The sequence below is a fragment of the Nocardia pseudovaccinii genome (assembly GCF_050942345.1).
Taxonomy (GTDB): Bacteria; Actinomycetota; Actinomycetes; order Mycobacteriales; family Mycobacteriaceae; genus Nocardia; species Nocardia pseudovaccinii.
In genome coordinates this window covers 9,735,012-9,755,083 of the sequence record NZ_CP192074.1, presented here as the reverse complement: position 1 = coordinate 9,755,083, position 20,072 = coordinate 9,735,012, and the positions used below count along the sequence as shown (strand labels likewise).

At 66.0% G+C, this 20,072-nt stretch carries 15 protein-coding genes; 6 read left to right on the top strand and 9 right to left on the bottom strand.

Annotated features, from left to right (window positions below; translation table 11 throughout):
- Positions 1 to 127: 127 nt before the first annotated feature.
- Entirely contained in the window at positions 128 to 871 is a 744-nt protein-coding gene (locus tag ACQPZ2_RS43765; protein ID WP_433523674.1) for a hypothetical protein, read from the top strand.
- 102 nt (positions 872 to 973) lie between these two features.
- On the opposite strand, the gene ACQPZ2_RS43760 is transcribed toward ACQPZ2_RS43765, so the two are convergent.
- The 7 genes from ACQPZ2_RS43760 to ACQPZ2_RS43730 all read right to left on the bottom strand — a co-directional run bounded on the left by ACQPZ2_RS43760 (position 974) and on the right by ACQPZ2_RS43730 (position 7,448).
- Entirely contained in the window at positions 974 to 1,552 is a 579-nt protein-coding gene (locus tag ACQPZ2_RS43760) for a ribonuclease H family protein (RefSeq protein ID WP_433523673.1), read from the bottom strand.
- Between the two features lie 10 nt (positions 1,553 to 1,562).
- Complete coding sequence (locus tag ACQPZ2_RS43755; protein WP_433523672.1) at positions 1,563 to 2,033, bottom strand: SRPBCC family protein; 471 nt, start codon at positions 2,031 to 2,033, stop codon at positions 1,563 to 1,565.
- Between the two features lie 151 nt (positions 2,034 to 2,184).
- Positions 2,185 to 3,363, bottom strand: coding sequence for an L-2-hydroxyglutarate oxidase (gene lhgO, locus ACQPZ2_RS43750; protein ID WP_433523671.1), 1,179 nt, complete (start codon positions 3,361 to 3,363; stop codon positions 2,185 to 2,187).
- A 19-nt stretch (positions 3,364 to 3,382) separates the two neighbouring features.
- Positions 3,383 to 4,090, bottom strand: coding sequence for a hypothetical protein (locus ACQPZ2_RS43745; RefSeq protein WP_433523670.1), 708 nt, complete (start codon positions 4,088 to 4,090; stop codon positions 3,383 to 3,385).
- Positions 4,091 to 4,435: 345 nt separating this feature from the next.
- Positions 4,436 to 5,221 carry a TIGR03084 family metal-binding protein gene (locus tag ACQPZ2_RS43740; RefSeq protein ID WP_433523669.1) on the bottom strand — a complete coding sequence of 262 codons (786 nt, stop codon included), beginning with the start codon at positions 5,219 to 5,221 and terminating at the stop codon, positions 4,436 to 4,438.
- A gap of 130 nt (positions 5,222 to 5,351) precedes the next feature.
- A complete protein-coding gene (locus ACQPZ2_RS43735) occupies positions 5,352 to 6,707 on the bottom strand; it encodes a hypothetical protein (RefSeq protein ID WP_433523668.1) in 1,356 nt (451 codons plus the stop codon).
- Positions 6,708 to 6,998: 291 nt separating this feature from the next.
- Entirely contained in the window at positions 6,999 to 7,448 is a 450-nt protein-coding gene (locus ACQPZ2_RS43730) for a MerR family transcriptional regulator (RefSeq protein WP_433523667.1), read from the bottom strand.
- 184 nt (positions 7,449 to 7,632) lie between these two features.
- Here ACQPZ2_RS43730 and lon point away from each other — a divergent pair, with 184 nt between their 5' ends.
- Together lon and ACQPZ2_RS43720 are read left to right on the top strand one after the other, a co-directional pair.
- Positions 7,633 to 9,975 carry an endopeptidase La gene (gene lon / locus ACQPZ2_RS43725; RefSeq protein ID WP_433527695.1) on the top strand — a complete coding sequence of 781 codons (2,343 nt, stop codon included), beginning with the start codon at positions 7,633 to 7,635 and terminating at the stop codon, positions 9,973 to 9,975.
- Between the two features lie 107 nt (positions 9,976 to 10,082).
- On the top strand, positions 10,083 to 11,759 hold the full coding sequence (locus tag ACQPZ2_RS43720) for an FAD-dependent monooxygenase (RefSeq protein WP_433523666.1): 1,677 nt from the start codon (positions 10,083 to 10,085) through the stop codon (positions 11,757 to 11,759).
- A gap of 279 nt (positions 11,760 to 12,038) precedes the next feature.
- Here the strand turns inward: ACQPZ2_RS43720 and ACQPZ2_RS43715 are convergent, their stop codons facing one another.
- Positions 12,039 to 12,638, bottom strand: a complete 600-nt coding sequence (locus ACQPZ2_RS43715) for a DUF1707 SHOCT-like domain-containing protein (RefSeq protein ID WP_063042501.1) — start codon at positions 12,636 to 12,638, stop codon at positions 12,039 to 12,041.
- Positions 12,639 to 12,757: 119 nt separating this feature from the next.
- On the opposite strand from ACQPZ2_RS43715, the gene ACQPZ2_RS43710 reads away from it, so the two are divergent.
- Both ACQPZ2_RS43710 and ACQPZ2_RS43705 read left to right on the top strand, forming a co-directional pair.
- Positions 12,758 to 13,828: a DNA polymerase IV gene (locus ACQPZ2_RS43710; RefSeq protein WP_433523665.1), complete on the top strand. Its 1,071-nt coding sequence runs from the start codon at positions 12,758 to 12,760 to the stop codon at positions 13,826 to 13,828.
- 57 nt (positions 13,829 to 13,885) lie between these two features.
- Positions 13,886 to 14,881, top strand: a complete 996-nt coding sequence (locus ACQPZ2_RS43705; RefSeq protein ID WP_433523664.1) for an oxidoreductase — start codon at positions 13,886 to 13,888, stop codon at positions 14,879 to 14,881.
- A 42-nt stretch (positions 14,882 to 14,923) separates the two neighbouring features.
- Here the strand turns inward: ACQPZ2_RS43705 and ACQPZ2_RS43700 are convergent, their stop codons facing one another.
- Entirely contained in the window at positions 14,924 to 16,804 is a 1,881-nt protein-coding gene (locus ACQPZ2_RS43700) for an ABC transporter ATP-binding protein (protein WP_433523663.1), read from the bottom strand.
- 281 nt (positions 16,805 to 17,085) lie between these two features.
- Between ACQPZ2_RS43700 and ACQPZ2_RS43695 the strand changes: the two genes are divergently transcribed.
- Entirely contained in the window at positions 17,086 to 19,848 is a 2,763-nt protein-coding gene (locus ACQPZ2_RS43695; RefSeq protein ID WP_433527694.1) for an FAD-binding and (Fe-S)-binding domain-containing protein, read from the top strand.
- Positions 19,849 to 20,072: the final 224 nt, after the last annotated feature.

Here is a 20,072-nt window from a genome sequence, read left to right as displayed (position 1 = left end):
CCCCGGCCCGGGCGTGCGATACCGGGCCGGGAATACTCCCCGCAGAGTGCGAACGGTTCGTCCGATGCGGACCGACAAGGCAATATCGGTGCGCTCGGGTGCGCCGGGAAAGTGCAGGATTGTATCGATGTCCACTGATGATGTCGGCGCCGAGAACGAGAACTCGGATGCGCCGAAAGAGGACGCCAAGGCCGACGTGCCCGCCGAGGACAAGACCGTCGAGATCGGGAAGTCGGGTGATGCGGTAGCAGCGGCGCCGACCCCGGCTGCCCCGAAGTCCGAGCCGAAGCAGGCGGCGGACACACTGGCCAAGGGCACGGCGCAGCCGGTCACTCAGAATGGTGGCAAGGATCGGGGCGCGCTGGTGCCCATCGTCGCCGCATTTATCGCCGGTGTGCTGCTCGTCGCAGCGGTGACCGCCGTTATCGTCTTCTATCGGCAGGCGAGCAATCGCGGCGATGAGTTGGACGCGCACGAGGCGGCCACCGCGGCGGCGTGCGAATACGGCAAGCTGATCTCCACCTACGATCCGCAGACCATCGACGAGTACCTGAAGAAGGTGGATGCCGCGTCGACCGGTGACTGGAAGGATCAGTTCGCCAAACTCGGCCAGGACCTCAAGGGTGTCGTCATCGACGCCAAGGCCACCTCGTCCACCTACGACATGCAGTGTGGCTTCCAGTCCGGCGATACCGAGCACGCGAATGTGCTGGTGGTGATCGGTCAGACCACCACCAATGTGAATATCGCCGCCGCGAACAAGCCGCCGAGCAAGGTGGAACTCGTGGTGGTGGCCGGTCTGAAGAAGGTCGGCGACAAGTGGCTCGTCGACAAGTTCGATCTGCCCATCCTGAAGCAGATGGGCAACTGATCGGATCAACTACTGACGAAAAACGCCTCCGGGCGGGTGGGAATGGCACCACCCGCCCGGAGGTCTTTCCGGCGGTCTTGCGCCCGGTCGCGCCCGGCGGACTCAGAACAGGGTCAATGCCTGAGGTGCTGGCGCGACCGGCTTCCCCGCTGACCGCGGCCGGGCGGATTTTGTGGTCTTGTCGGTGGAGTCCTCGAGCACCGGCTGCAGTTCGGGGAGTTCCGCGGTCGGGACCTCACCCGCCGCCGCGGAGGCCGCGGCCTGTCTGGCCGCCTCGCCCGCGAGGGTATCGGCCATTTCGTTGAAGTAATTGCCGACGTGTCCACGCACCCAACGGAACCGGACCGGTCCCGGCCGGGAGGCGATGGCCCGGTCGATCTGTTTGATGAGTTCCACGTTCTTCACCGCGCCGCCGCTGGCGGTGCGCCAGCCGTTGGTCCGCCAGCCGAAGATCCACTCCGAGGCGCATTTGATCGCGTATAGCGAATCGCTCTCGATGAACAGAGGTTCCTCGCCGGGATGGGCGAGTACCGCCTCCAAAAGCGCGCGCAACTCCGCGACCTGATTGGTTCCGGTGGCGGCTCCCCCGTTGCGTGAACCGCCCTGATGATTGACCCAAGCCCAGCCGATGGCGCCGCCGGGATTGCGGAGGCAGGATCCGTCGGTGCTCACGATGATCATGGATGGCACCCTACGCAATCCGACCGACAAGATCGGTACCGTGGAATTCCTCTATCTCCCTTCGCAACTGGGATTCGGTGCGGCGCAGTGCCGAGCGCACGGCGGAATCCACCAGGCGCAGGCACAGTCGACCGAACAGCCCACTCGGTGGAGCGTACTCCGCTTGCGAGGTCAGCACCGAGCGTCCATAGCCGAGCGGGTCGAAGCGCAGCGTCAAAGTGCCTGATAACTGGCCGCGCAATGTGTAGCCGATCACCACATTGCGCCGGTATTCGGTGATCTCGCATTCGATGGTCGGCCGCCACAGTCCCAGCCTGATCCGCGTCGTGAATACCGCACCGAGACCCCGGTCGAGCTCGTCTTTCGGCTCGAACGCGGCGACCGCGAACATCCAATCCGGGACGAACTGATGGTTGTCCGTATAGGTGAAGGCCACCTCGACCGGGGCTCCGACGTCGCTCGCGTACTTGATGTGGCCCATAGGGCCCCTCCCTGTTGGCTGCCGCTAAAAGTACTACAGCTCTCCTCTTTATTCGAGCGGTTGCCGGGAATTTGGTTGGCGGGCTTACCACATTGATGACCGGGTGGTCGCTTGGTTTGCTGGAACGCGCGACCCAGCTAACTCGGCGGGGTCACAGTTGGTCGACGATATATTCGGCGATCGGCATGGCGGAGGTCGCCGCCGGTGACGGTGCGTTGAGCACGTGAATCGAGCGGGGTGTGCGCTCGATCAGGAAGTCGTGTACCAGGGTGCCGTCGCGCAGTACCGCCTGCGCGCGGATGCCCGCCTCGCGTGGTCGCAGATCCGCGATCGTGAGTTCCGGGCAGTACCTTCGGCATTCGGCCAGATAGCCGCGTTTGAACATGGAGTTGCGCAGTTCGCGCAGTCCGGTGCGCACATGCGCGCGGGCCACCCGATGGAAGCCGGGAAAACCGAGCACGGCACGGGCGTCGCGGGCGTCGAAGCTGCCCTTGCGGTAGCCCTCCCTGGCCAGGCCGAGCACCGCATTGGGGCCGACGGTCAGGGTGCCATCGATCATCGGGCTCAGATGTACCCCGAGGAAGGGCAGATTCGGATCGGGAATCGGATAGATCAGTGTGCGCACCAGTCCGGATCGGCTGGGCGGCAGTTGGTAGTACTCGCCGCGGAACGGCACGATGCGGAAATCGGTTTGCAGACCGGCGAGTTCGGCCATCCGGTCGGCCTGCAGACCCGCACAGACCACCAGGGTGCGCGCCGTCCAGGAACCCGCGGGACCCGCCGCGGTGACCGCATCGGCGGTTTCGGTGAGTGCGGTGACCTCGGCATTCAGCACGATTTCGCCACCCGCGGCCCGGACCTCCTCGGCGAGTGCGTCGGTGACGCGGGTGAAGTCGATGATGCCGGTCGCGGGCACGAACAATGCGCCGACACCGCTCACATGCGGTTCGCGGCGAGTCAGTTCGGCAGTGTCGATGAGTTCGACATCGACCCCGTTGGCGACCGAGCGTTCGTGCAGCGCGAGCATCCGCCGGTATTCGGCGGCATCGGTGGCCACCAGCAGTTTTCCGCATACCTCGAACGGAATGCCCTGTGCCGCGGCGAATTCCTTCGTCCACGCGGCGCCCTTTCGGCACAGCCGCGCCTTCAGGCTGTCCGGCGGGTAGTAGATGCCGGAATGGATGACGCCGCTGTTGTGTCCCGTCTGATGGGTCGCGAGTGCGTCGGCCTTGTCGACGAGCACCAGGCTCGCACCCGGATGACGTCGCAGAATCCGATGCGCCGTCGCGACTCCGACGATCCCGCCCCCGATGACACAGAAGTCGTACATGGGACGCAGCGTAGGCGGATTAGACCGCGATGGTGTGGTTCACCGTCGTCACGGCCGGATTCGGGGTCGCGTCGACCGTTCCCGACGTGGCCGAATCTTCTACGGTCGCACCAGGTTCGGTGCTCGGCGTGGGATTGCGATCGAGCCGCAGGCCGTGTTCACCCAGGGTCGGATCCGAGAAGGTGAATATCACTTCGCCGTTGTGCGTATCGACCTCGGTGCGCAACCGGGTGACGCCATCCGGATCGGCATGGATGCCGAGCCGGTCCCGAACCGGTTCGGTGAGCAGGAAATCCGTCAGCGCCGTCAGCGCATTGGTATCCACCGTGAAGGCAACGGAATTCGCGCGGCTCGGTGCCACCTGCGCGCCGAGATACGCGGTGCCGAGGCGCAGTTTGCCGCTGATTCCGGCGGAGGCAGGCGAATCCGTATGGACCTGAGAGGTTTTCACAATGCCGTCGCTGGATTCCGCGGGGAAGCGGCCGAATAGTGCGGGCAGGCCGCGAGTTCCACCGGTCAATATGGCATCGGAGAGCACGGGTCCGTAGTCGGTGTCGACATCCGGAATCCGAACCGCAGGTGGTGCGGCCACGTCGTTGGTGGCGTGCTGGGTGTCGGCCATCTGATGGACGATGTATGCCCCCGCGGTAACGGTGAGACTGAGGCTGGCGGCGCCCGCGAGCACGATGGCGGCATGCCGAGCGATCTGGGCAGGCTTATGTGCCACGATGCGTTCCTTTCCGTCCGCCCCTGATCCCCTCACCGCGCGGCCCGCATCGTTGAAAGCCGTACGCTTGTCCAGGTTACAGGGCCGCAGGTGGCACCGCATGGGGGAGATCAGCAGCACAAAGCCGGGTGACGCCCGCGATACCGAACTCGGGCCGAATGGCGTCGGCAATGTTTCTACGAGCTGACGAGCGGGTAAATACACTTAGCTGGCGAGCGTCATTCTCGACTGCCACATCGAGACACCCGGCCAACGGCGTCCGGCCGACACGAACGGCGCACCCAAGTGTGGCGCTCGCCCGCACCTAAGAATTCCGGCCGGACCCGGTGGTTCGGATGCGGCGGGTCAGGTGAACTGGCCCGCCGACCGCCCGTCACCCGTCGGTCCCGCGAAAGCCTGTGCGATGGTGAGCCATTCGGCGGCGTCCGCACCCACCGCGGCAAGCGCGAGATCGTCACGGTGCCGTCGCTGCGTCACCAGCAGGCAGAAGTCGAGTGCCCGACCGGTCACTTTCTGTGCGGCATCCTCGGGTCCCCAGGACCACACGCTGTCGTCCGGTGCGGTGAGTTCGACGCGGAATTCCTCGGTCGGCACCGTCTTACCGCGCACGGTGTAGGCGAAGTTCCTGGTTCGCACGCCGATATGGGCGACCGTGCGCAGCCGGGCGGTGGGTGTCCTGGTCAAACCGAGTGCGTCGGCGATGTCCTGGCCGTGTGCGAAGGTCTCCATCATGCGTGCGCTGACCATGGATGCCGGGCTCATCGGCGGTCCGAACCATGGCAGTTTGGCGCCGGACGGCAGCGCGCGCAGGGCCTCGATCAGACCGGCACGGCCGCGGCGCCATCGGTCGAGCAGTTCGGCGGTGGGTGCGGTGGCGGCCTCCTCAGCGGCCTCGTCGACGAAGGTGAACGCCTTCGGGCCCGCCTCCTCGACCAGCTTCGCGAAACCGTCCGGGTCGGTGGCGGCCAGTGCGGCGACCTCGTCGGTCCAGGCCAGATGGCCGATCTGATGGGCGATACTCCAGCCGGGCGCCGGAGTCGGCGCGGACCAGTCCGCCAGCGGGGCGACGATTCTTTCCAGTTCCGCGCAGTCGTCGGCGAAATCGTGCAGGAGCGCGTCTAGGTCGGCCATCAGATCCCTGTCCCGTCCAGGCGCACTGCTTCGTACACCGTCGCGGTCCAGCATCGCAGTGGGCCGAAAAAAATGCAAGCATGCGTGCTTGTATTTGACGTGGGCTCGCCGCTGACCGGATCCGGGCCGGTTACCAGCCGAAAATCGTCAGGTGGGCGGCGCCGACCACGAGGCCGAGCAGCGCACCGTGTAGATACAGCAGCCAGGCATCCTGTTCGACCGAGGCGTAGAACATCTCCATGAACTCCCCCGGAGTGAGGTCTTGGAGCTTGCGGGCCGCGAATTCGTCGATCTTCTTGGCCTGCTCGAGGGTGAACGCCTCGTCCTCCACCAGGCTGGGAGCCAGCCCGACCGCCGCGCCCGCGGCGCCGACCTTGAGATTGTCGAACTGGCGGCGGCCGAAGGCGACGCGCACGATCGAGGTGGTTGGACCGAGTTGGCGATGGATCTCATCGGAGACCAGCCGCTCGATCAGCTGCCTGGTCTTATCGCCGTTCGGACCGTCGAGCAGTTCCTTGGACAGATTCGGCAGCGTCAGCACCTGGTAGGCGAGGATATGCGCGAGATCGGTCGCCGCCTGCGGCTGCCGCTTGGCCAGCAGCGCCTGCTTCCACAAATACTTGTAGCGCGGCTGGGGATCACCTGGTTCGAAGACCATTTTGACCGCGATGACATTCACGATCACGCCGATCGCCGCCGCGGCCAGTAGCACGATCACCCAACCCGGCACCCAGCCGATCACCGGAATGGTGTGGTGCACATGCATATACAGCGCGAGCAGCAGGCCGAACGGCGCACCGAGCAGGCCGATGCGCACCATGAACCGCAATTCGGGGGCGGCGATGGTGGTCGTCAGATCCTTGAGGATGTACGGATTTTCCTGCAGATACCGGATGACGAAGGTTTTGATATCGATGAGCTGGTCGACATTGTCGCCGAGCGATTCGAAGGCGCGCCTGGTCAATCCGGGCAACTCCCGGTCCACCCGCTGATAGATGACCTGTTTCATCGCCTTCGGCACCCCGCGCCACAGGTCCGGATTCTCCCGGTACATCACCTCGTCGACGAGCGGTTTCACCTGTTTGCTCGCGAGTATCGCGATGTAATCGGCAATACTCTCCAGATCCAGTTCGTGGATGAAATCCCGCGGACTGCCGATGCGCATCAGCGCCTTGTCGACGCAAATGCTCGCCATCTTCTCCGCGCGCGCCGGTATGAATCCCTGGAATCCGAGCCGACGGCCGTCACCGGAGAATGTCGGCAGTACCTGGACCCGGCGCGGAAAATACGGATACAACACCTGGAGGCCGGGAATCCGGATTCCGCGAAAAATGACCGGCCAGAACAGCATCAGCACGCCGGTCCAGTTGGTGAGCCAACCGGCGAGCGCACTGAAGATCGGAAAGGTGATCAGATCGACGGAGAACTTGGACAGGCCGGTCAGCTCTTCCCAATCGATGAACACTCCGGAGGTGAGTGTTGTCATCGTTGGATCCCCCTAAAGCCGCCCAGGTGGTGAGATATCTAGCTGCCAACATTCTCACTGGCTCCGACGGGGTGTCAATGCGGGACTGAGCCCGAGGTCTTGCACCGCATCCAGCAGCATCAGTGCCCCACAACGGCGAGCACCGCCCCCGCCTGCTTCCAGTCCTGTCCGAACCCCCACGTGCTCCTCTCGGATGCAGCGGCTCAGCGAACACCGGCACGATCCGCCCAACAAGAGGGCGGTCCCGCTGTTGTCAGCGCCACAACACCTATGCCGTTACCGACGGAGGTATCAGCCCGGGTGTGCAGGGAAATCGCGGTCGCCGATCGCGATTCGACCTCGATAGATATCGAGCTTGCGGTCGATGAGCGCGAGATTCTCTTGGATCTCGGCGAGTTTGGCGACCACCTCGCCGCGATGCGCCTCCATCAGCGCGATGCGTTCCGGTTCGTTGCCGCTTCCGGCGGCCACGAGTTCGGCATAGCGACGGATGGTCTGGATGGGCATTCCGGTGGCGCGCAGCCTGGTGCATACGTAGATCCAGTCCAGGTCGAGCTGGTGGTAGCGCCGCCGCCCGCTGGCGGTGCGGTCGACGGGGGTCAGGACCAGGCCGGCGCGCTCGTAGTAGCGCAGGGTGTGCACGCTGATCCCGGTAAGACGTGCGGTCTCACCAATACTCAGCCCGTCCGGATCGTCGCAGCGAACAGGTCCGGATACCGGCCGCGCATCGACTTCGAACACGCTCTGAATTCTAGTGCCGCATCGAACGCTGATCGCTCTGAGCGAACGTGGGCAGCGGTGTGGAACAAACACGGAAGACCCGGGGTTGACTGGACATCGCTCAACTTTTGGAAGGGTCGAACACGTGACTACACCACAGAACCTGCCGGTGCTGTTCCTGACCGATCCGATCGTGCTGCCGGGCATGGTCGTGCCCATCGAACTGGACGAATCGGCGCAGGCCGCCATCGACGCCGCGCGCGCCGCGAATACCGACGCGGTGCTGCTCGCGCCCCGATTGACCGAGGGCTATGCCTCCTACGGCGTCGTCGCCACCATCGAACAGGTCGGCCGGATGCGCGGTGGCGCGCCCGCCGCGGTGCTGAAGGCCGAACGGCGCGCCAAGATCGGTCACGGGGTCACCGGGCCGGGCGCCGCGCTGTGGGTCGAGGCCGAACCGGTCGAGACGCCCGCCGCCGACGGTCGCACCAAAGAGCTTGCGGCCGAATACAAGAAGCTGGTCGTTTCGGTGCTGCAGCGCCGCGAGGCCTGGCAGATCATCGACGCGGTCAATCAGCTGACCGATCCGTCGGCGATCGCCGACACCGCGGGCTACGCGCCGTACCTGACCGCCGACGAGAAGCGTGAGCTGCTCGAAACCCCCGATACCGCACAGCGTTTGACCAAGCTGATCGAGTGGACGAAGGCGCATATCGCCGAGGCCGAGGTCACCGAGAAGATCAGCGAAGATGTCCGCGAGGGCATGGAGAAGAGTCAGCGCGAATTCCTGCTGCGCCAGCAGCTCAATGCCATTCGCAAGGAACTCGGCGAGGACGAGCCCGACGGCGCCGACGACTACCGCACCCGGGTCGAGCAGGCCGATCTGCCCGATGACGTGCGCGCCGAGGCATTGCGCGAGGTCGGTCGACTGGAGCGGGCCAGCGATCAGAGCCCGGAATCCGGCTGGATCCGGACCTGGCTGGACACCGTCCTCGACCTGCCATGGACCGTGAAAACCACTGACAGCACCGATGTTTCGGCCGCCCGCGCGGTGCTGGACGCCGATCACCACGGCCTGGACGAGGTCAAGGATCGCATGGTCGAGTACCTGGCCGTGCGCTCCCGCCGGGCCGCGCGCGGACTCGAGGTCGTCGGCGGACGTGGTTCCGGCGCCGTGCTCGCACTGGTCGGTCCGCCCGGTGTCGGCAAGACCTCGCTCGGTGAGTCGGTGGCACGGGCCATGGGCCGCAAGTTCGTTCGCGTCGCCCTCGGTGGTGTGCGCGACGAGGCGGAGATCCGTGGTCACCGGCGCACCTACGTCGGTGCGCTGCCGGGCCGGATCGTGCGTGCCATCAAGGAGGCGGGATCGATGAATCCCGTTGTGCTGCTGGACGAAATCGACAAGGTCGGCTCGGACTTCCGCGGTGATCCGGCCGCGGCACTGCTCGAGGTGCTGGATCCGGCCCAGAACCACACATTCCGCGACCACTACCTGGATCTGGATCTGGACCTGTCCGACGTGCTGTTCATCGCGACCGCGAATGTCCTGGAGACCATTCCCGGCCCGCTGCTGGACCGCATGGAAATGATCAGCGTCGACGGTTACACCGAGGACGACAAGGTGGCCATCGCCCGCGACTTCCTGGTGCCACGGCAGCTGGAACGCAATGCGCTTACCGTCGAGGAGGTTTCGATCACCGACGAGGCATTGCGCGAGGTGGCGGCCAACTACACCCGGGAAGCCGGTGTGCGGCAGATGGAGCGGTTGATCGCGAAGGCATTGCGCAAGGCCGCGACCCGGCTGTCCGAGGACGGAACCGGTTCGGCCGACAATGTGGTGTCGCTGGGTTACGACGCCGAGCTGGGTTACGACGCGCTGGAGTCGTTGACCATCGATCTGGAGAACCTGAAGGACTACCTGGGTCGCCCGCGCTTCACCCCGGATTCGGTGGAACGCACCGCGGTCCCCGGTGTGGCAACGGGTTTGGCGGTCACCGGTCTCGGCGGCGATGTCCTCTACATCGAGGCCAATGGCGCCGAGGGCGAGCGCGCGCTCACCCTGACCGGTCAGCTGGGTGATGTCATGAAGGAGTCGGCGCAGATCGCCCTCACCTACGTGCGCTCGCACCTGGCGGAGATCGGCATCGAACCGTCGGTGCTGGACCGCAATATCCACATCCACTTCCCCGCGGGTGCGGTGCCGAAGGACGGGCCGTCGGCGGGTGTCACCATGGTCACCGCCTTGGTGTCGCTTGCGCTCGGCCGACAGGTGCGCGCGGATGTCGGCATGACCGGTGAGGTCACGCTGAACGGCCGGGTGTTGCCGATCGGCGGGGTGAAGCAGAAGCTGATGGCCGCGCAACGTGCGGGTCTGAAGACGGTGTTCATCCCGGCTCGCAACGAGCCGGACCTGGACGATGTGCCCGCGGAGGTGTTGGCCGCCCTGGATGTGCGCCCGGTCGCCGATGTTGCCGACATCCTGGCCTACGCCATCGAGCCGGTCGCCGAACCGGCCGTGGACGCCCGCGCTTTCGCGGCGAGCGCCTGATATTCGCCTCGAACGGGCCGTACCTGCGGGTACGGCCCGTTTCGTATGCATGCTCGCCGTGACCGCGACGCAAGGGCGGTGCAAGCCCGTGCGCACACGATCGAGGCATGACTCCTACACAGCGGATTCCCGTTCTCGTTGTCGGCGGCGGCCTGGTCGGACTATCGGCCGCGCTGTTCCTCGAATATCACGATGTCCCTTATGTTCTCGTCGAGAAACGAACCAAGGCATCGGCGTTGCCGAAGGCTCGCGGCCTGCACACCAGGACCACCGAGCTGTTCCGTCAGGTCGGCGTCGAGGGGCGGGTCCGCCAGGCCTCCGAGACCGCATTGCGGGCGGGCAGCTTCGGCGGTGCGAGCCGGGGCACCAGCCTGATCACGGCTGAGCCGCTCGACCTGAGTCACTTGCGGTCGGCAATGGCGGCGGCCGATCCCAGTCCGTCGCAGTTCTGCTTCCTGCCCCAGGTGCTGCTCGAGCCGGTGCTTGCCGAGCAGGCCCGCGAACGCGGTGGTGATCTCCGATTCGGAGTCGAGCTCATCGATTTCGAGGCCGATGACGCGGGTGTCACCGCAACCCTGCGTGACGAGTCGGGTCACAGCTCGGTTATCCGGGCCGACTACCTCATCGCGGCCGACGGTGCGGCCAGCCCGATCCGCCGGGCATTGGGTATCGCAGGGTGGGAGCTGCCGCCGACGCGCCACTACATCAATGTCTTTGCGCGGACGGATCTTACGGGTGTGCTGGGCGGTCGCACCTTCAGCCAATGCGAGATCAGCAATGACACCGTCCGCGGACTCGTGTTGTCCAAGAACAACACCGACGAATGGTCCTTCCAGCTCGAATACGACCCCACCCGTGAGACGGTCGCGGACTATCCGGACGAGCGCTGCATCGAACTGGTCCGCGCCGCGATCGGCGTGCCCGATATCGAGGTCGAGGTGCTGGCGCGAAGTGCGTGGGACACCGGAAGTTTCGTGGCCGACGAGTATCGGCGCGGCCGGATCTTCCTCGCCGGTGACGCCGCCCACCGGCACGCGCCGTGGGGTGGTTTCGGCGGCAATACCGGTGTCGCCGACGCACATAATCTGATCTGGAAGTTGGCCGCCGTGCTGTCGGGTACCGGCGGGCCCGCACTGCTCGATTCCTATCAGGCCGAACGGTGGTCACGTGCGATCATCGCCGCTGAACAGGCCAATCTGGGAGACGACTTCGAAACCCGCTACGGCATCGAAACCCCTGACAACGCGGAGATTTTGGCGCGCCGGTTGGATTTCGGGGCGGTCATGTCGCGGTTCCGGTACGCGTCGAGTGCGGTATCACGCAAACCCGCGGATTGCGTCGAATGGGTCGAGCCGCATGTCGATCGGCTGACCGGACAGGTCGGAACGCGACTGCCGCACCTGTGGCTCGACGCCGAGCACACCACCTCGACCTTGGATCTCTGTGGACCCGGTTACGCGATACTGATCGCCGGAAAGTCGGCTGCCTGGCGCGATGCCGCGGCCGATGCGCAGCGCGAGACCGGTATCGAGATAGCGGTGCACGGCTTGGGCGCGGAATGGGCTGCCCGCACCGATCTGCCGGTGGGCGGTGCGCTGCTGGTGCGTCCGGACGGACACGTGGCCGCGCGCTCCGATGCGGGTATGTATCCGCGGTCGCTGGTCACGACATTGCGGTCGCTCATGGGCTGGTCGGCGGATGCACAGCTGCGGAGTTCACGCTCGACCGAGCGCGCATTACCCTCGGCGACTGCGCACAGCACCGGTTCCGGGCGCTCGGCATAGATTTCGCACGCGACGACGGCCTTGCGCGTCAACCCGGTGACGGTGGCCGCGCCGCGAGCCGGGTACCGGCGGCGGACCGCAGGTAGGTGAGGGAGCCGTTGCCAGTGGCCCGTCCAGATAGGTTGCCGCGCTATCCGGTTTGGCCGACTCGCCGAGCGTAGTCGAAACGCGGCACAACACGGCCCGGGGTACCGCCATATGACTTCGCTCGACGGATCTCGATACCTCGGAAGCCAGCTGGATGCGGCACTGGCGCCTGCCAGGTGGAGCGCGGAACGGTCAAACGGTCGGGCGGGGACGGCGCAGCAGCCATGCCAGGAAAGATCGCCGCGGCGGGCGCGGATACTTCGCCACCACGGCCCCGGAGCCGATCTCCCCGTCGACTCGGAGCAGCGGCGATCCGGGCAGACTGCCCTCGGTCACCTTGTTCTTGACGATGCCGCTGCTGGCCTGCACCCGATCGAGGTCGACCCGCCAGCCGTGCGGCACGATCAACTGGACCGTGCCGGAACCAACGGCGACATGCACCACGACCTCGCGATGCGGGCACAGTGCCTGCGTGAAGTCGATTTTGATGCCGCCGGAGCTGCATTCGGCCGTGATCTCGGCCGGGACGATCCACGCGCCGTCCTTCACCCGGGCCCCACTGCCGGTGCGTAGTTCGATGGGTTCGCGCGCGGCGGCGATCACCGGCAGATCGGCGGTGATGGCGACGAGCTCCTGCGCCGTCTGCGCCGAATAGACCGCGACCAGCCGCTTATCCAGCTCGAGCAGATCGAGTTGCCCCTCGTCGACAGCGAGCTGCAGCTGCTTGGCCGCGACCTCGCGATCGATATCGGCGACCCGAACCGCGGGCAGGTTGTCCGGTGCGTCGGTCATGCGGCATCTCCCCTTGCTCGTCCTGACGGAGATCGTACGGACGGCTCGTTTCCGAGTCGACCACGGACGTTCGTAGCCAATTTCCGCTGCTTGTCATGGTCATGCGGTAAGACCTATGTATGCCCAGGTGGCTGCTGCACGTCGATCTCGACCAGTTCCAGGCGGCGGTGGAATTCCGCCGCCATCCGGAGCTGCGCGGCCTGCCGGTCATCGTCGGCGGCAATGGCGATCCGGACGAACCGCGCAAGGTGGTGACCTGCGCGTCGTATCCGGCCAGAGCATTCGGGGTGCGCGCCGGGATGGCATTGCGCTCGGCCAAGCGCAAATGTCCGGACGGGATCTTCCTGCCGCTGGATATGGCCACCTATGAGGAGGCATCCGAGGAAGTCATGGCGCTGCTGCGGACCTTTCCCGGCCGCGTCGAGGTATGGGGCTGGGACGAGGCCTTCCTCGCCGCCGATACCGACGATCCGGAGCAGCTCGCCCACGAAATCCGCAGCGCCATCGCACAATTGGAACTGACCTGCGCCATCGGCATCGGCGACAACAAGCTCACGGCCAAGCTGGCGACCGGCTTCGCCAAATCCGCGGGCAAGTCCTCGGCCGCGCCCGCCGATACCGTCGGCGCGGCGGCGGGGATCTTCCGGCTCACCGCCGCGAACTGGGTAGAGGTGATGGCACACCGTCCGACGAATGCGCTGTGGGGCATCGGAAATCGGATCGCCGCACGGATGGCCGAACTCGGCATCGAAACCGTCGCCGACCTGATGGCCGCCGATCGCCAGCGCCTCGCCGCCGAATTCGGTCCGAATACCGGCCCGTATCTCTGGGTGCTCGGCCACGGCAAGGGCGATACCGACGTCACCACCGAACCGCGAATTCCGGTGGGCCGCAGTAAATCCGAGACCTTCCCGCACGACCTCACCGATCCCGGGGAGATCCGCGCACAGGTAGTGCGACTGGCCACCGAGGTCGGCGAGGAGATGGCGGCGGCGGGCCGCATCCCGCTGCGCGTCTCGGTCACCGTCCGCAGCAATACCTTCTATACCCGTAGCAAGCAGGAGAAACTTCCCGAGCCGACCACCGATATCGCGGCGATCGTGGAAACCGCCCTGCGCATCATCGACAGATTCGCATTGGATCGCCCGGTCAGGCTGCTCGGCGTGCGCCTCGAACTCGTACCGCAATAGCCGACGAGCATACGAGGATCCACCCTGGCACCGGCCGACCCTCGTATGCTCGTCGGCATGGAGTTCTGGGCGATGGTGGCACAAGAATCGGACAGCGGGATCGTGCTCACGCGGCAGCAGGTCAACGAGGACTTCCTCGGGCCGGGCGAGGTCACGATCAAGGTGCACTACTCGAGCGCGAACTACAAGGACGGGCTGGCGATCACCGCGGGTGGCGGCGTGGTCCGGAATTATCCGATCATCCCTGGCATCGATATCACCGGTGAGGTCGTCACCTCCGAGGTCGACGATTTCGCGCCCGGCGATCAGGTGGTGGCGCACGGCTATGACATCGGCGTCTCGCATCACGGCGGCTTCGCCGAGTACGCCAGGGTGCCCGCCGACTGGGTGGTCAAGCTCGACGGTCTCAGCACCCGCGACGCGGCCGCGCTCGGCACCGCGGGTTTCACCGCCGCACTCAGCGTGCAGGGCCTGCTCGATCACGAACTCACCCCGGACACCGGCGCGGTGCTGGTCACCGGTGCGACGGGCGGTGTCGGCAGCGTGGCCATCGATATCCTGTCGGGCCTCGGTTTCGAGGTGATCGCGTCAACCGGAAAGACCGATGCGGGTGATCGGCTGGCCGAACTCGGCGCGAACGAGGTGATCGGCCGCCTGCCGGAGGATCCGGATGCGAAACTGCGTCCATTGTCGAAGGCCACCTGGGCCGGTGCGGTGGACAGCGTCGGCGGCAAGTCCCTCGCCTATATTCTCAGCGCGATCGGTTATGGCGGTGCGGTGGCGGTCAGCGGTCTGACCGGCGGACCGGATCTGCCGACCACCGTCATGCCCTTCATCCTGCGCGGCGTATCGCTGCTCGGCATCGACTCCGCGTACGTCCCGATCGACAAGCGCCGCGCGATGTGGGCACGACTCGCCAATGAGCTGCGGCCCCAGCACCTTTCGACCATCGAGAACTTCGCTCCTATCACCGAGGCCGAGCGGGTCCTGCACGCCATTCAGCACGGCAACCATTCCGGCCGCACCGTATTCGGCGTCGCAGGCGAATTCTGACAGTACGCACCGAAGCCCGGTTCGAGCCGGGCTTCGGTGTGCTCAGGCTGCGACTTCGACCGGCTCGTCCGCGAACTGCGTGCGGTACAGCTCCGCGTAGCGTCCATCGGCGGCGAGCAGTTGGGTGTGCGTGCCGCGCTCCACGATTCGGCCGTCCTCGAGCACCAGGATCTGGTCGGCGGCCCGAATGGTGGAGAGGCGATGTGCGATGACCAGTGCGGTTCGACCGTCCAGCGCTTCGGAAAGCGCCTCTTGGACAGCGGCTTCCGAGGTCGAGTCCAGTGAGGCGGTCGCCTCGTCCAGGATCACCACGCGTGGTTGTTTGAGCAGCAGCCGGGCAATGGTCAGTCGCTGGCGTTCACCGCCGGAGAGGCGATAGCCGCGTTCACCGACGACGGTATCCAGACCGTCCTGCAGTGACGTCACCAGTTCACGCAGCCGAGCCCGCTGCAACGCATCCCACAGCTCGGCCTCGGTGGCCTCGGGTCGGGCCAGCAGCAGGTTGGCGCGGATGGTGTCGTGGAACAGGTGGCCGTCCTGGGTGACCAGGCCGACGGTGTCCCGGATCGAGGTCGTGGTCAGCTCGCGCACATCGGTGCCGTTCAGCCGCACCGCACCGCCGTCCACGTCGTAGAGCCGGGAAACAAGTTGGGCCACAGTGGATTTCCCGGCGCCGGAGGAACCGACCAGCGCGACGAGCTGCCCGGGCTCGGCTCGCAGCGAAACATTGTGCAGCACGTCCACCCCGCCGCGGGTATCCAGCGTCGCGACATCCTCGAGCGAGGCGAGCGACACTTTGTCGGCCGACGGATAGCCGAACGTGACATTGTCCAGTTCCACCGCGACCGGCCCCGCGGGCACCGCGACGGCATCCGGCGCGTCCTCGATCAGCGGTTTCAGATCCAGCACCTCGAAGACCCGCTCGAAGCTCACCAGCGCGGACATGATCTCCATCCGAGCACTGGCCAGCGCGGTGAGCGGTGTGTAGAGGCGGGTCAGCAGCAGCGAAAGCGACACCACCGCACCGGCATCCAGCTGGCCGCGCAGCGCGTACCACCCGCCGAGTCCGTAGACCAGAGCCAGTGCCAGCGCCGAAACCAGGGTCAGCGAGGTGACGAAAACCGTCTGCAGCATCGCCGTGCGCACCCCGATATCGCGCACTCGACGCGCGTGGAGTGCGAATTCGTCCGACTCCTGCTGCGGCCGTCCGAACAGCTTCACCAGCGTCGCGCCGGGTGCGGAGAACCGTTCGGTCATCTGGGTGCTCATCGCCGCATTGAGGCCCGCGGCTTCGCGCTGCAATCCGGCCAGCCGATTGCCCATCCGCCGGGCCGGAACCACGAATACCGGCAGCAGCACCAGCGCGAGCAGCGTGATCTGCCAGGAGATGCGGACCATGACGGCGAGGGTGAGCGCAAGGGTGACCAGATTCGTGACGACACCGGAGAGCGTGTCGCTGAACGCGCGCTGCGCGCCGATCACATCGCTGTTCAAACGGCTGACCAGCGCACCGGTGCGGGTCCGGGTGAAGAACGCGACCGGCATCTTCTGCACATGATCGAACACGGCCGTGCGCAGATCCAGGATCAGACCCTCACCGATCCGCGAGGACAGCCAGCGAATGATCACCCCGAGTGCGGCATCGACCACCGCGATCCCGCCGATCAGGACGGCGAGAGTGACCACGACGCGCGGCGCCGCGGCGCCGACGATGTCGTTGACCACCCGACCCGCCAGCACCGGCGTCGCCACCGCAAGCAGTGCGGACACCACGCTGAACAACAGGAACGCACCGATCCGGCGGCGGTGCGGTCGCGCGAACCGCAGAATGCGCTGCGCGGTCGCGAGCCGGAACGGCCGCTGCTCCTGCGGCGCGTTCGCCCGCCGATACATCTGGCTCCAGGCCACCGATTCGATACTCACCGTGCTGCTCCCTTTCGCTCCCCGCCCATCGAACACCTGGCCACCGACACTAAGACCTCAACAAAGGTTGAGTGCAAGCCCATTCCGCAACGATTCCGCGCACAGCGAAACCACCGCACCTGGTCCTTCCACCCGCCACAGGGTGCGGATCCGGCAAGGGTGTCCGGATCAGGACACGAGTGCTGAATCGAAGCAGAGTACGGATCCGGACAAAGGGTCCGGATGTGGCGCACATGGTCGGGGATGTGCGTGCATAGGCTGGTGGGGTGAGCGAGGACCAGATGTCCCATGCGTTGCGTCGCAGGATCGCGGGTGAGGTCGACGCGTCCTTGCGTCGGCGCGCCGAGTACTCCTCCGATGCATCGAATTACCGGGTGCTTCCGGCCGCGGTCGTCTTTCCCCGCGAGGCCGAGGATGTGGCGCGCACGCTCGAATTCGCCAGGGGTAATGGGCTGTCGGTTACCGCGCGGGGTGCGGGGACGTCGGTGGCGGGCAATGCCATCGGCCCCGGGATAGTGGTCGACTTCAGCCGATATATGAATCGCATCGGTGAGCTCGACCCGGACCGGCGCATCGCCCGCGTCCAACCCGGCGTTGTCCTCGCCGAACTACAGCGAGAGGCCGCGGTTCACGGGCTGCGGTTCGGGCCTGATCCGTCGACGCAGAATCGGTGCACGCTGGGCGGGATGATCGGCAACAATGCGTGCGGACCGCATGCGGTGGCGTGGGGGCGCACCTCGGATAATGTGCGTGAGCTGCGCATTCTCGATGGGACGGTAGCCGAGCGGACGCTGGCGGCCGACCCGTCCGTAATTCCCGGCCTGCCCGAATTCACCAGGGCCGGTCTCGCGGTGATCCGCACCGAACTCGGCCGATTCGATCGGCAGGCCTCTGGCTACGGTCTGGAACATCTACTGCCGGAACGTGGTTCGGCGGTCGCGAAGTCATTCGTCGGCACCGAGGGGACCTGTGGGTTGCTGCTCGAAGCGACGGTAGATCTGGTCCCGTTGCCGCGGGCAACCGTCCTCACCGTGCTCGGCTATCCCGATATCGCCACGGCCGCAGACGATGTCGCCGCGGTCATGTCCTGCACACCGATCGCGGTGGAAGGTATCGACGCGCGACTGGTCGATATCGTGCGCGTGCACCGCGGGGCCACCAGCGGCGTGCCGGAACTGCCGCGCGGTAGCGGCTGGCTGTTCGTCGAGTCCGTCGGTGATACTCCCGCCGAGGCATATGCCGCGGCCGAGCAGCTCTGCCGAACCGTCGGTGCGCTGGACTCCAGGATTGTCACCGATCCCGGTGCCGCCGCGGCACTTTGGCGCATTCGAGCCGAAGGCGCTGGACTGGCCGGTCGTACTCCGGCGGGTGATCCGGCCTGGCCGGGCTGGGAGGATGCGGCCGTCCCGCCCGAGCACCTCGGTGCGTATCTGCGCGATTTCGCCACGCTGACAAAGGACCACGGCGTGGACGGACTGCTCTACGGTCACGTCGGCGACGGCTGCATCCACGTCCGTCTCGATCTGCCGATTGCCGATGCGCCGCAACGCTTTCGGAACTTCATACAGGATGCGACCGAGCTGGTGGTCCGCTACGGCGGCTCGCTGTCCGGCGAGCACGGCGATGGCCGGGCCCGCTCGGAATTGCTCTCGATCATGTACTCCCAGGACGCGCTCGACGCATTCGCCGGGTACAAGGCGCTCTTCGATCCAGATGATGTGTTGAACCCGGGCGTTCTGGTTGCGCCGCGCCCCATCGATGCCGACCTGCGGCTGGTCGGAGTGCGACCGATCGGAGCGGGCGGTTTTGCATTTCCGCACGACAACGGCGATATCGCCATGGCCGTGCATCGGTGCGTCGGTATCGGCAAATGCCGCGCCGACACCCGCGCGACCGGTGGCTTCATGTGTCCGTCGTATCTGGCCACCGCCGACGAGAAGGACAGCACCCGCGGCCGGGCGCGGGTGCTGCAGGATGTGGTGCGCGGTGCACTCCCCTGGTCGTCCGAGGCGGTCGCCGAATCGCTCGATCTGTGCCTGTCCTGCAAGGCATGTCGCTCCGACTGCCCGGCCGGGGTCGATGTGGCGACCTACAAATCCGAGGCGCTCTACCGCCGCTACCGGCACCGCCCGCGTCCCATCGATCATTACTCTCTGGGATGGCTGCCGCGCTGGCTCCGTGTCGCGGGTCGCATGCCGCGAGCGGCGAACGCGCTGGCCGAAATCGGGTGGTTGCGCCGAATCATCCTGCGTGCGGGTGGAATTGATCCGCGACGCGCGGTACCGCGCCTCGCCGACCGCGGTTTCCGCAGGAGCTGGCACGACCGGGGGGATTCTGACGGGGCACCCGAAGTGCTGCTGTGGACCGACACCTTCACCGATGCCTTCGACCCCGAAATAGCCCAGGCCGCAGTACAACTGATCGAATCCCTCGGCTACCGCGTCCGGATACCGGGACGGCGCGTGTGCTGCGGACTCACCTGGATCAGCACCGGACAACTCGACGGTGCTCGGGCTCGGCTGCGCGCGACACTGACCGAACTGGATGAGCATGTGCGCGGCGGCGGCATCGTCGTCGGCCTCGAGCCGTCCTGTACGGCGGTCCTGCGCTCGGACCTGCCTGAACTGCTACCGGACGACCCGCGCGCGGCCGCTACCGCCGCCGCCGTGCACACACTCGCCGAATTCCTTGCCGAACAGCCGAACTGGCGGCCACCACTACGACCGGGACGGTCGGTGGTCGTCCAACCGCATTGTCATCACCATGCCGTAATCGGCTTCGACAGAGATCGCCAATTATTAGCTAGCATGCAGATTAATGTGACAGAGATCACCGGCTGCTGCGGTCTGGCCGGAAACTTCGGAATGCAATCCGACCATTACGACATTTCGGTCGCGGTCGCCGAGAATGGCTTGCTCCCGGCGCTACGGAATGCCGATGGAGGTTCGATCTTCATAGCCGACGGGTTCTCGTGCCGAACCCAGGCTATGCAGCTGAGCGGCCGCCGAGGCCTGCACCTCGCGCAATTCCTGCTCGGTGAATGAGTGTCAGCTGCCGAACGGCAGCGTGCCGGACGGAATCTGGTAGCCCGAGCTGCCCGCGGAAACCGCACCCCAGGCATTGAGCAACCAGTTGAGCGCGTTGGTGATCATTTCGTACCTCCGTTAAGGCGACTGCCAGCTGTTTGCCGAACGCATCAATATCGCCACACTAATTCTTCGCGTTACAAAATAGCGGGGATCAGCGATTATGCCGGATCCGTATGGCA

Bases quoted from the DNA above. Each gene is read 5' to 3' on its own strand.
- ACQPZ2_RS43765 (WP_433523674.1), top strand. From the start codon at position 128: ATGTCCACTGATGATGTCGGCGCCGAGAACGAGAACTCGGATGCGCCG.
- ACQPZ2_RS43760 (WP_433523673.1), bottom strand. From the start codon at position 1,552: ATGATCATCGTGAGCACCGACGGATCCTGCCTCCGCAATCCCGGCGGC.
- ACQPZ2_RS43755 (WP_433523672.1), bottom strand. From the start codon at position 2,033: ATGGGCCACATCAAGTACGCGAGCGACGTCGGAGCCCCGGTCGAGGTG.
- lhgO (WP_433523671.1), bottom strand. From the start codon at position 3,363: ATGTACGACTTCTGTGTCATCGGGGGCGGGATCGTCGGAGTCGCGACG.
- ACQPZ2_RS43740 (WP_433523669.1), bottom strand. From the start codon at position 5,221: ATGGCCGACCTAGACGCGCTCCTGCACGATTTCGCCGACGACTGCGCG.
- ACQPZ2_RS43735 (WP_433523668.1), bottom strand. From the start codon at position 6,707: ATGACAACACTCACCTCCGGAGTGTTCATCGATTGGGAAGAGCTGACC.
- lon (WP_433527695.1), top strand. From the start codon at position 7,633: ATGGTCGTGCCCATCGAACTGGACGAATCGGCGCAGGCCGCCATCGAC.
- ACQPZ2_RS43720 (WP_433523666.1), top strand. From the start codon at position 10,083: ATGACTCCTACACAGCGGATTCCCGTTCTCGTTGTCGGCGGCGGCCTG.
- ACQPZ2_RS43715 (WP_063042501.1), bottom strand. From the start codon at position 12,638: ATGACCGACGCACCGGACAACCTGCCCGCGGTTCGGGTCGCCGATATC.
- ACQPZ2_RS43710 (WP_433523665.1), top strand. From the start codon at position 12,758: ATGCCCAGGTGGCTGCTGCACGTCGATCTCGACCAGTTCCAGGCGGCG.
- ACQPZ2_RS43705 (WP_433523664.1), top strand. From the start codon at position 13,886: ATGGAGTTCTGGGCGATGGTGGCACAAGAATCGGACAGCGGGATCGTG.
- ACQPZ2_RS43695 (WP_433527694.1), top strand. From the start codon at position 17,086: ATGTCCCATGCGTTGCGTCGCAGGATCGCGGGTGAGGTCGACGCGTCC.